Annotated in this window: 12 protein-coding genes; 10 read left to right on the top strand and 2 right to left on the bottom strand. The window is 66.5% G+C overall.

Annotated elements, in window-relative coordinates; genetic code table 11:
* Position 1: 1 nt before the first annotated feature.
* A complete protein-coding gene (locus CYU59_RS10855) occupies positions 2-1,549 on the top strand; it encodes an MlaD family protein (protein ID WP_292989001.1) in 1,548 nt (515 codons plus the stop codon).
* Between the two features lie 67 nt (positions 1,550-1,616).
* The gene (locus tag CYU59_RS10860) at positions 1,617-1,991 is read left to right on the top strand and encodes a DUF427 domain-containing protein (RefSeq protein WP_292989003.1); all 375 of its coding nucleotides are present in this window, start codon (positions 1,617-1,619) and stop codon (positions 1,989-1,991) included.
* Here the strand turns inward: CYU59_RS10860 and CYU59_RS10865 are convergent.
* Positions 1,988-2,344 carry a nuclear transport factor 2 family protein gene (locus CYU59_RS10865; protein ID WP_292989080.1) on the bottom strand — a complete coding sequence of 119 codons (357 nt, stop codon included), beginning with the start codon at positions 2,342-2,344 and terminating at the stop codon, positions 1,988-1,990. The two genes, CYU59_RS10860 and CYU59_RS10865, sit on opposite strands and share 4 nt — an antisense overlap.
* A 158-nt stretch (positions 2,345-2,502) precedes the next feature.
* Between CYU59_RS10865 and CYU59_RS10870 the strand changes: the two genes are divergently transcribed.
* The 8 genes from CYU59_RS10870 (at position 2,503) to CYU59_RS10905 (ending at position 10,155) form a co-directional block, all read left to right on the top strand.
* Positions 2,503-3,417 (top strand): DNA-3-methyladenine glycosylase 2 family protein, encoded by a 915-nt coding sequence (locus tag CYU59_RS10870; RefSeq protein WP_292989005.1) that lies wholly within the window; start codon positions 2,503-2,505, stop codon positions 3,415-3,417.
* 43 nt (positions 3,418-3,460) lie between these two features.
* Positions 3,461-4,000 (top strand): DNA starvation/stationary phase protection protein, encoded by a 540-nt coding sequence (locus CYU59_RS10875; protein ID WP_292989006.1) that lies wholly within the window; start codon positions 3,461-3,463, stop codon positions 3,998-4,000.
* A gap of 74 nt (positions 4,001-4,074) precedes the next feature.
* The gene (locus CYU59_RS10880) at positions 4,075-5,046 is read left to right on the top strand and encodes a pirin family protein (RefSeq protein ID WP_292989008.1); all 972 of its coding nucleotides are present in this window, start codon (positions 4,075-4,077) and stop codon (positions 5,044-5,046) included.
* A gap of 66 nt (positions 5,047-5,112) precedes the next feature.
* Complete coding sequence (locus CYU59_RS10885) at positions 5,113-5,757, top strand: TetR/AcrR family transcriptional regulator (RefSeq protein WP_292989010.1); 645 nt, start codon at positions 5,113-5,115, stop codon at positions 5,755-5,757.
* A gap of 55 nt (positions 5,758-5,812) precedes the next feature.
* Entirely contained in the window at positions 5,813-6,760 is a 948-nt protein-coding gene (locus CYU59_RS10890) for a class I SAM-dependent methyltransferase (RefSeq protein WP_292989012.1), read from the top strand.
* A gap of 37 nt (positions 6,761-6,797) precedes the next feature.
* Complete coding sequence (locus CYU59_RS10895) at positions 6,798-7,736, top strand: class I SAM-dependent methyltransferase (RefSeq protein ID WP_292989013.1); 939 nt, start codon at positions 6,798-6,800, stop codon at positions 7,734-7,736.
* A gap of 100 nt (positions 7,737-7,836) precedes the next feature.
* A complete protein-coding gene (locus CYU59_RS10900) occupies positions 7,837-9,255 on the top strand; it encodes an aldehyde dehydrogenase family protein (RefSeq protein ID WP_292989015.1) in 1,419 nt (472 codons plus the stop codon).
* 36 nt (positions 9,256-9,291) lie between these two features.
* Positions 9,292-10,155, top strand: a complete 864-nt coding sequence (locus CYU59_RS10905) for an SDR family oxidoreductase (RefSeq protein WP_292989017.1) — start codon at positions 9,292-9,294, stop codon at positions 10,153-10,155.
* Positions 10,156-10,222: 67 nt separating this feature from the next.
* Here CYU59_RS10905 and CYU59_RS10910 read toward each other — a convergent pair.
* The coding region (locus CYU59_RS10910) for a PE-PPE domain-containing protein (protein ID WP_292989019.1) at positions 10,223-11,210 on the bottom strand (988 nt) is incomplete at its 5' end.

Below are 11,210 nucleotides of genomic sequence, written 5' to 3' on the forward strand. Positions count from 1 at the left end.
GATGCTGACCCGATTCATTCGCAATCAGCTGATTGTGTTCGCCGCCTTGACATTAGCCGCGATGATCGCACTGGGCTGGTTCTACCTGCGCATCCCGAGCCAGCTCGGTGTCGGCCAGTATCGTTTGATCGCAGAACTGCCGGCGTCGGGCGGCCTGTACCGCACGTCGAATGTGACGTATCGCGGTATCCAGATCGGCCGGGTCACCAAGGTCGAGCCGACCGCACACGGGGTGCGGGCGACCCTGAGTATCGACGATCGCTACAAGATTCCGATCGACGCGTCCGCCAACGTGCATTCGGTGTCGGCGATCGGCGAACAGTACGTGGACCTGGTGTCGACCGGCGACCCGGGAAAGTTCTTCTCGCCGGGCCAGACGATCACCAAGGGCTCCGTGCCCAGCGAGATCGGGCCCGCCCTCGATGCCGCCAGTCGCAGTCTGTCCGTCCTCCCCAAACAAAAGATCGCCTCGCTGCTCAATGAAACATCGCTCGCCGTAGGCGGATTGGGGCCGGCCTTGCAACGGCTCGTCGACTCGACCCAGTCCATCGTCGGTGACTTCGAGGCCAACCTCTCCGACGTCGACGACATCATCGCCAACGCGGCGCCGATCATCGACAGCCAGGTGGATTCGGGCGACTCGATCGCGCAGTGGTCGCGCAACCTCAAAGTCCTGACCGCCCAGATCGCGGACAACGACCCGCACCTGCAGAGCATTCTGGCCAAAGGTGCACCGACCGCCGATCAGGTCAACAGCGTATTCAGCGACGTCCGTGAGTCGTTGCCGCAGACCATCGCCAATCTGGAAGTTGTAGCCGACATGCTCAAGCGCTACAACAAAGGCCTGGAGCAGTTACTGGTGTTCCTGCCGGAGGTCGGCTCGGTGGCCCAGACGCTGATCGCGTCGGCACCGGGGTCGGTGCTGCTGAACCTGAACCTGTCACTGAACAACCCGCCGCCGTGCCTGACCGGATTCCTGCCGGCCTCGGAGTGGCGTTCGCCGGCCGACACCAGCGTGGCGCCACTGCCGGCCGGAACCTATTGCAAGATCCCGCAAGACACTCAAGCCAACGACGTGCGTGGCGCCCGCAACTATCCGTGCGCCGACTTCCCCGGAAAGCGCAGGGCGACGCCGAAGGAGTGCCGTGACGGCAAGCCCTACGTGCCGTTGGGGACCAACCCCTGGTATGGATCTCCCGACCAAATCCGTAACTGCCCGGCGCCGGGCGCCCGCTGTGACCAACCCGTCGACCCCGGGCGGGTGATTCCCGCGCCGTCGGTGAACAACGGCATGAACCCCGCACCGGCCGACCGGCTGCCGAAACAGCCCGAGCTGACCAACGACCCACTGCAGCGGCCAGGCTCGGGATCTGTGCGCTGCAACGGCCAACAGCCCAACCCCTGCGTCTATACACCGGCCAGTCCAAGTGCGATCTACCTGCCGTCCAGCGGAGAAGTGGTCGGGCCCGACGGCGCCAGGTACTCCCTCGAGGATTCCCGCCACACCGGAGACAACGGGTGGAAGGACATGCTCGCGCCGGCCGGGTGAAGCGAATCGGGAATCTTGAGCGGCTTGCGGTGTTGAATCAGCTAATCGCATCTGAGGAGACATCGCCATGACCAGTCGACCCGTTCTGGAACCGACCGCCGAACATCCGATCACCATCAACCCGACCGGACGCCGCGTTGTCGTTCGCGTCGGCGGCGAGGTAGTTGCCGAAACCCACGATGCATTGCAGTTGCAGGAGTCGACTTATCCGGCGGTGCAATACATTCCGTACAAGGACGTGGTGCACGACGTGCTGACCCGTACGGACACCAGCACCTACTGTCCCTTCAAGGGCGACGCGGCCTACTACAGCGTGACCACCGCCGCCGGTGACACCGTCGAGGACGCGATCTGGTTCTACGAGCAGCCGTTCCCGGCCGTGGCGCCCATCGCCGGCCACCTGGCGTTCTATCCCGACAAAGCCGAAATCACCCTCGACTAAGCCGTCTGCGGCCCGAAGACGTGGGCCGTCAGTTGCGTGTCGCTGTATTCGCGGAGCGAGGCGATCAGCCCGTCGTGGGTTTCGAAGATGAAGACAGCCGGGCTGTTGTAGTGCACCCCGTCGGCGGTCTCGCCGTCGGCTTCGGCCTCGATCACGACACTCTCGCCGTCGTTGAAGCATTGGATGAAATCCAGCTCCACTTCGACCCGGCTTCTGCGCCGCTCGATTTCTCGACGCAACGCAGCCTTGTCGAGCGAATCCCGGGTCACGATGCTCCAGTAGGTGAAGTCGTCGCTCAGCAGGTCGAAGCACTCGTCGACGTCGGCGTCGTCGGAGAGACACTGCAGGAACATCCACGCCAGCTCGGCGGACGGATCGTCGAAGGGGGTGTTCACCTCGCCATCCTGACGCGAAATTCGGTTGCCGGTCAATGATGTCGCGGACACTTACGCCCATTCCGGGCCCGACCTATGATCGACGGAATCGAGCTGGTGCGGTACGGCGGGAGCCCATGGTGAGTAGCGCTCGCACGGTGACGTTCACCGGGCCCGTCAGCCCCAGGAACACCCTCTTCCCGCTGCGCAGGGGTCCCGGTGACCCGTGTTTTCAGATAACCGGCGACGGCGCGATCTGGCGGACGAGTCTGCTGCACAGTGGCGCTGTGACCGCGCGGATCAGCCGCGCGGCGCCTGACGCGGTCGACTGCACGGCCTGGGGGTTGGGCGCCGCGGAGTTTCTCGAGGCGCTTCCGGCGATGCTCGGTGCCGACGACGATCCGTCCGGCTTCGCGCCCACCGATCCGATCGTCGCCGAGGCGCACCGGCGCGTGCCGCATCTGCGGCTGGGCCGCACCGGCCGGGTGCTGGAGGCGTTGATCCCCGCCGTCATCGAGCAGCGGGTGCAGGGCAAGGATGCCTTCCGTGCGTGGCGACTGCTGGTGACCAAGTTCGGGACTCCGGCACCCGGACCCGCGCCGGAGCGGATGCGGGTGCCGCCCCCGGCCGAGGTGTGGCGGCGGATCCCGTCGTGGGAATTCCATCGCGCCAACGTCGATCCGGGTCGGGCGCGCACCGTCGTCGGCTGCGCGCAGCGGGCATCTTCGCTGGAGCGCCTCACCGCTTGGTCGGCCGAGCGGGCCCGCGACGCATTGATGTCGCTGCCCGGCGTCGGTATCTGGACCGCAGCCGAGACGGCGCAGCGAGCGTTCGGTGATCCCGATGCGCTGTCGGTCGGCGACTATCACGTGTCGAAGATGATCGGCTGGACACTGCTGGGCCATCCGATCGACGACGCCGAGATGGTCGAGCTTCTGGAGCCGATGCGCCCGCACCGCCACCGGGTGGTCCAGCTGCTCTACGCCAGCGGACTGGCCTACGAGCCCCGCCGCGGCGCCCGGCTGCCGGTGCAGGACATTCGCGCGATCTGACGCGGGGTGGTTATCCGCCGCGGCCATCGGGTACCCGCCGCCCATGACTCAATTCACCGTCCCCGGACTGACCGACAAGCAAGGTGCCACGCTTGCCGATTTGCTGCAAAAGCAGTTGAGCACCTACAACGATCTTCACCTGACTCTCAAGCACGTGCACTGGAACGTGGTGGGCCCCAACTTCATTGGGGTGCATGAGATGATCGACCCGCAGGTCGAGCTGGTGCGCGGGTATGCCGACGAGGTGGCCGAGCGTATCGCCACCCTCGGTGGATCACCGCAGGGTACGCCCGGGGCGATCCTGAAGGACCGCACGTGGGACGACTACTCGGTGGGCCGTGACACCGTGCAGGCCCATCTCGCCGCGCTCGATCTGGTCTACAACGGTGTTGTCGAAGACACCCGGAAGGGCATCAGCGAGACCGAGAAGCTGGACCCCGTCACCCAGGACATCCTGATCGACCACGCCGCCGAACTGGAGAAGTTCCAGTGGTTCGTCCGCGCGCATCTCGAGAACGCCGGCGGCTCGCTGACTCATGAGGGCGCCTCCAGCGAGAAGGACGCGGCCGACAGCGCGCGCTAGCGTCCACATGCGGTGACGGAATAATCGGACCGCGGTCCGGTTATAGCGGGTATCCACTTCAGAGGAGGCCCGAGATGCCCGCCGTCACCGCAGACACATTGACCTTGCCCCGGCTGTCCGTGGCCGGTCCGCTCGACACCGAGCGCCCGGTCCGTTCCATCACGACCGGCCCGCGCGGCCATGAAGGCGAAGGTTTTCCGGTGGTCCGCGCGTTCGCCGGAATAGACACCGCCGCGCTGGACCCGTTCGTCCACATGGATCAGATGGGCGAGGTGGAGTACCAACCCGGCGAGCCCCGGGGGACCGACTGGCACCCGCACCGCGGTTTCGAGACCGTCACGTACATGATCGACGGCCGCTTCGCGCACCAGGACTCGCACGGCGGTGGCGGCTTGATCGCCGACGGGGCCACCCAATGGATGACAGCCGGGTCGGGAATCCTGCACATCGAGACGCCGCCCGCCGAGTTGGTCGAAAGCGGGGGGATGTTCCACGGGGTCCAGCTCTGGGTGAACTTGCCGAAGAAAGACAAGTTCGCCACACCGCGGTACCAGGCCATCGAAGGTGGCGACGTCGCCCTACTGTCGTCCGACGACGGTGGCGCGCTGGTCCGCGTCATCGCCGGCGATGTCGACGGTCATCACGGGCCGGGCGTCACGCACACCCCAATCACGCTGGCCCACGCGACGATTCAACCCGGGGCACGGCTGAGCCTGCCGTGGAACCGGAGCTACAACGCGCTGGTCTATGTGTTGTCCGGGCGCGGTTCGGTGGGGCCGGTGTCGCACCCGATCCAGCAGGGCCAGCTCGCAGTGCTGGGGCCCGGCGACCGGATCACGATCGACGCCGCGTCGGCACAGGACGCGCGGGTTCCCGCGCTGGAGGTGCTGATCCTGGGTGGTCAGCCGATTCGCGAGCCGGTGTTCCACTACGGCCCGTTCGTGATGAACACCAGGGCAGAGGTGATCCAGGCGATGGAGGACTACCAGGCCGGCTCCTTCGGCGCAGTGCCGGTCGGGGGGTTGATGCCGCACCGGGTCAGGTAGCCGCCAGCTAACCGGCGAGCAAATTTGTGTGACCGACGTAGGTGTGACATATGGCACAATCGAACGGTGGTACAGCCCGCGAGCCGGGGGCCGGGTCGCCCCCCAGCAGCAAAGGCGGCTGAGACGCGTAAGCGCATTCTGCGCGCAGCTCGCGAGGTGTTCAGCGAACGGGGCTACGACGCGGCCACCTTCCAGGCGATCGCGGGCCGGGCGGACCTCACCCGGCCCGCGATCAACCACTATTTCGCTAACAAGCGCGTCCTGTACTGGCAGGTGCTGGAAGAGACCAACAACGCCGTCGTCGCGGCAAGTGCTCAGCGGGCGCGCAGTGAGAAAACCCTGACCGGTCGGGTGTCGGCCTTCATCGAGGGCGCCCTGGAAGCCGAACTGGAAAACCACGCGGCGTCTGCGTTCCTGATCGCCGCGACATTGGAGTCCCAGCGGCATCCCGAGTTGAGCCGCCCCACGGCCGACTCCGTCAGCACCACGCGGGCGTTTCTATTGTGGGCCATCAACGACGGGATCTCCAGTGGCGAGCTGGACGCCGACACCAACGCCTCGGCCTTGACCGAGATGCTGCTCGCGGTGCTGCTGGGTGTCGGCTTCTACGCCGGCTTCGTCGGCAGCCGGCACGAATTCGACACCATCACCGACCAGTTGAGGACCTTGCTGGCCCGCAGCTTGGCTCGCCCGCCCGATCCAGTTGCGTGACGTAGCGCACACAACCATATAGCTTGCCTAACTTACTAGGTAACATGGTGGCGCTATGACTGGTCTTCACAAAGCGAGCTCCATCCGGTCCGAAGGCGACAGCTGGGACATCACCGAGAGCGTGGGCGCCACCGCGTTGAGCGTTGCCGCAGCCCGCGCCGTCGAGACCGGATCTGCCGACCCGCTGATCCGAGACCAGTTCGCCTACCTGCTGGTTTCCACCGCTGGGCAGCCGTGGGCACGCCTGGCCACGTCGTTGGACTGGATCGGCGACGACGATCACGGGCGCCGCGCGCACCGGCTCGCCGTCGACTACCAGGCGGTTCGCACGCACTACTTCGACACCTACTTCACCGAAGCCGCCGCTGCCGGCATCCGGCAGGTGGTCATCTTGGCCGCGGGCCTGGATTCACGCGCCTTCCGGCTCGAGTGGCCAATCGGCACCACGGTCTACGAGATCGACCAGCCGCAAGTCGTCGCGTACAAGACGGCCACGCTGGAGTCGGCCGGCGCCGAGCCGGCGGCGGAGCGCCGGACCGTGCAGGTCGACCTGCGCGACGACTGGGCAGCGGCGCTGACTGCGGCCGGCTTCGACCCGGGCTTGCCGACCGCATGGCTGGCCGAGGGTCTGCTGCCGTATCTGCCGGCCGAGGCCCAGGATCGGCTGTTCGAGATCGTCACCGGTTTGAGCGCGCCGGGCAGCCGGGTGGCTGTCGAAGCGTTCAGCCTCGGCGCCGCGGACTCCGAATCGCGTCGGGCCGCTCGGCGGGCCCGTTTCGACCGGATGCGGCAGCGTCTCGGCCTGGACATCAACGTCGAGACGTTGACCTATCAGGAGAACGGCCGAGCGGACGCCGCGGACTGGCTGCGTGAGCACGGCTGGCGCGTCGACGCCGTCCGCAACGCCGACGAGATGGCCCGACTCGGGCGGGCGATTCCCGACGATCTGGCCGACGAGGCCTTCACCACCACACTGTTGAGCGCCGAGCTCGGCGCACGTTGATTCTCTGCAACCACTCTTCACAGAAGGCAGGACCGCGATGAGCGCCCTACGTAGCCATGACGACACCTGGGACATCACCGAGAGCGTGGGGAGTACCGCGGTGATGGTGGCCGCGGCCCGCGCCGCCGAAACCGACAAGCCCGACCCGCTGATCCGCGACCCGTTCGCCAAGATTCTGGTCAACGAGGCCGGCACCGGGGTCTGGGAGAAGATGCTCGACAGCGACCTGCTGGACAAGGTGGCCGAGATCGACGCCGAAGCCGCCGCGATCTTCGAGCACATGCGCGGCTACCAGGCGGTGCGCACCCACTTCTTCGACGCCCACTTCGCCGGTGCGGTGGAGGCGGGCATCCGGCAGGTGGTGATCCTGGCGTCCGGTCTGGACTCGCGCGCCTACCGGCTGGACTGGCCGACCGGCACCACCGTCTACGAGATCGACCAGCCCAAGGTGCTCGAGTACAAGGCGGCGACACTTGCCGCGCACGACGCGACGCCCTCGGCCGACCGCCGCGAGGTGGCGATCGATCTGCGTCAGGACTGGCCGGCGGCGCTGGTCGCGGCCGGTTTCGACCCGAAGGCCCCCACCGCGTGGCTGGCGGAGGGCCTGCTGATGTACCTGCCCGCCGACGCTCAGGACCGGCTGTTCACCCAGGTCGGCGAGTTGAGCGCGCCGGGCAGCCGGATCGCCGCGGAAACGGCGGCCAACCACTCCGACGAGCGGCGCGCGGAGATGCGCGAGCGGCTCGACCGGGTGGCCGCGAAACTCGGCATCGAGCGCAACATCGACATCCAGGACCTGATCTACAAGGACGACGCCCGCGCTGACGTCGCGACCTGGCTCAATGACCACGGCTGGCGGGCCACCGCGCAGAACTCCGGTGACGAGATGCGCCGGCTGAACCGTTGGGTCGAAGGTGTGCCGTCCGCCGACGACAAGGATGCGTTCTCGCAGTTCGTGACCGCCGAACGCGTCTGAGGGCCGGCGCCCGCACGACGGTGCGCACGCCGAGGGGACCTGTTGCCCAACCGGGTGGTTGATTAGGATTGGGATTTCGCCGGTCGAGGAAGGGATCCCCATGACCACCGAAATCACTGATCCGGTTGCACCCACGACGCCGGAATCCGGCCCTGACGTGGCAAAGACCGTGGCGCGGTTGCGTCAGACATTCGCCACCGGCCGTACCCGAAACATCGAGTGGCGCAAGCAGCAACTGCGCGCCCTCGAGCGACTGATGGTCGAGAACGAGGCCAAGGTCGCCGAAGCGCTGGAAAAAGACCTCGGTCGCTCGCCGTTCGAGGCGTGGCTCGCCGACGTCGCCAGCACCAGCGGTGAGGCCGCCTACGCGGCGAAGAACGTAGGCAAGTGGGCCAAGCGCCGCCACCGGCTGCTGGAGATGTCGCAGCTACCCGGGCGCGGCTTCGTCGAGTACGAGCCCTACGGCACGGTGCTGATCATCGGCGCGTGGAACTTCCCGTTCGCGCTGACGCTGGGCCCCGCGGCCGGCGCCATCGCCGCGGGAAACACGGTGCTGCTCAAGCCATCTGAGGTGGCACCCGCGTCGTCGGCGCTGATGGCCGAGCTGGTGCCGCGCTACCTCGACAGCGATGCGATCGCGGTGATCGAGGGCGACGGGTCGGTCAGCCAGGAACTCATTGCGCAGGGCTTCGACCACCTGTTGTTCACCGGCGGAACCGAAATCGGCCGCAAGGTGTACGAGGGAGCCGCCAAGCACCTCACCCCGGTGACCCTGGAACTCGGCGGTAAGAGCCCGGTGATCGTGTCCAAGGACGCGGACATCAAGGTCGCCGCGAAGCGCATCGCGTGGACCAAGTTGATCAACTCGGGCCAGATCTGCATCGCGCCCGACTACGTGCTGGTCGAAGCGCCGATCCGCGACCAACTGGTTTCCGAGATCCAGAAGGCCGTCACCAGCTTCGAGGCCGAAAACGCTTCTGGCGGAAAGCGAATTGTCAACGAGCGGCATTTCGACCGGCTCACCGCCGCGCTCGCCGCAACGCAGGGTCAGGTCGCCATTGGTGGCGGTTCGGATTCGTCGAAGCTGAACATTCAGCCGACCGTCGTGGTGGATCCCGCTGCTGACGAGCCGTTGATGACCGACGAGATCTTCGGTCCGATCCTCCCGATCGTGACCGTTCAAAACCTGGACGAGGCAATCAATTTCGTGAACTCGCGGCCCAAGCCGCTGGCCGCCTATCTGTTCACCAAGGCCAAGTCCGTGCGCGAACGGGTGATCAAGGAGGTGCCGGCGGGCGGCATGGTGGTCAACCACCTGCTGTTCCACTTCGCCACGCACAAGCTGCCTTTCGGCGGCGTGGGCCCGTCCGGCCTGGGTGCCTATCACGGCAAGTTCGGCTTCGAGGAGTTCAGCCACCGCAAGTCGGTGCTGACCAAGCCAACCCGCCCCGACATCGCCAGCTTCATCTACCCGCCGTATACAGAGAAGGCGTGGAAGTTGGCGCGCCGGCTGTTCTGACGGCCGGACTCGAGTAGCTAAACCGAAAGGAACGTAATGCCCGGAGTGCAGGATCGCGTTGTCGTCGTCACCGGAGCCGGCGGCGGTCTGGGTCGCGAATACGCGCTGACCCTTGCCAAGGAAGGTGCCAGCGTCGTCGTCAACGACCTCGGTGGCTCGCGCGACGGAACCGGCGCCGGACACAACATGGCCGACGACGTCGTCAAGGAGATCAAAGACGCCGGCGGACGGGCGGTTGCGAACTACGACAGCGTGGCCGAGGCCGAGGGCGCCGAGAACATCATCAAGACCGCGCTCGACGAGTTCGGCAAGATCGACGGCGTCGTGAGCAACGCGGGCATCCTGCGTGACGGCACGTTCCACAAGATGTCGTTCGAGAACTGGGACTCGGTGCTCAAGGTCCACCTCTACGGTGGCTACAACGTGGTCCGCGCGGCCTGGCCGCATTTCCGCGAGCAGAGCTACGGACGGGTGCTGGTCGCGACCTCCACCAGCGGGTTGTTCGGCAACTTCGGTCAGGCCAACTACGGCGCGGCCAAGCTCGGCCTGGTCGGCCTGATCAACACGCTGGCCCAGGAAGGCGCCAAGTACAACATCAAGGCCAACGCGCTGGCCCCGATCGCCGCCACCCGAATGACCGAGGACATCCTGCCGCCCGAGGTGCTGCAGAACCTGACGCCCGAGTTCGTCGCGCCGGTGGTGGCCTACCTCGTCACCGAGGAAGTACCCGACAGCGGCTCGATCTTCATTGTCGGCGGCGGCAAGGTGCAGCGCACCGCGCTCTTCCAGAACGAGGGCGTCACCTTCAAGACCCCGCCGTCGGTCGACGACATCGCCTCGCACTGGGGTGAGATCGACGACCTGTCCGCGGCGAAGGCGGCCAACTTCTCGATCCGCTGATCCACACCTGAACGAAAAGAAAGGCGCCGCCCCCTCGCTGGGTCGCGGCGCCTTTCTCGTTCGGTGGCTAGGAGAACAGACCCGAGAAGGCGTCCTGGATCTGCGCAGCGGCGCTCTGGATGACCTCCAGTTCGAAGCCCGCGGCCAGCGTGAACACTGCCGTGTTCGCCGCGATCGGAAGGCCGATGGCGTCGACGAAATCACCGGTCGCGATGTTCGCGCTGAACAGCGAGAGGTCGTAGGCCGGCACACTGGTCAACAGCGCGTTGATGATGTCCGCGGTGGGCAGCAGCGTGGAGTAGGCCGCCGACGATGCGGTGGAGATCGCGTTGACCAGCTCGGTGAAGGTACCGGTCGGGTCGGTCGCCAGGTTGGTCAGGAACGCGGAGAAGTCCAGCCCTGAAGAGCCAGGGTCGACGATCGGCGAGACGTCGGGCGGTGCCGCCAGGTAGGCCTCGAACGCTGTGATGCCCTCCTGGGTCTTGGTGGCCAGGTTGCTGAAGATGTCGGACAGGCTGACGTCGGGGAACAGCCCGAACGGGGTGTTCACGTCGGCCGGCGAATCGACGTCCACCGAGTAACCGGTCGAGCCGTCGCCGTAGCCGAGATTGATCAGGTATGTCAGGTCAGGCCCGAGCAGCGCCTGCAGCGGGGCGGGCAACAGTGCGACCAGCGGCGGGGTGACGTCTTCGCCGCCGAGCGTGGTGATCATGTAGTAGTCGGTCAGGCTGTCCGGGTCGCCGAGGCTGGCTGAGCCCGGCAGCAGGATCGCGTTGGCGATGTCGGTCGGGCTGGGGCCGCTGCCGTCGAGCGGGAAGTCAAGGTAGTGGCCGTGAATCTGCTGGATTCCCAGGAACGCGTTGAGGTCGGCCAGGAGGTTGATCGGATACTTCGGGAAGTCGGTGAAGCCGTCGTACTCGATCGAGTAGATCGAGGTGACGTAGTCGTCGGACGGAGTGGCGCCGTCGAACGAGACGCCCAGGCTGGGCAGGTTCAGCTCGAGGGAGTGGGTGTTGCCGGACATGTCGGTGAAGCCGTCGAAACGCGACAGCAGC

The sequence above is a fragment of the Mycobacterium sp. genome, from assembly GCF_002863225.1.
Lineage (GTDB): Bacteria > Actinomycetota > Actinomycetes > Mycobacteriales > Mycobacteriaceae > Mycobacterium.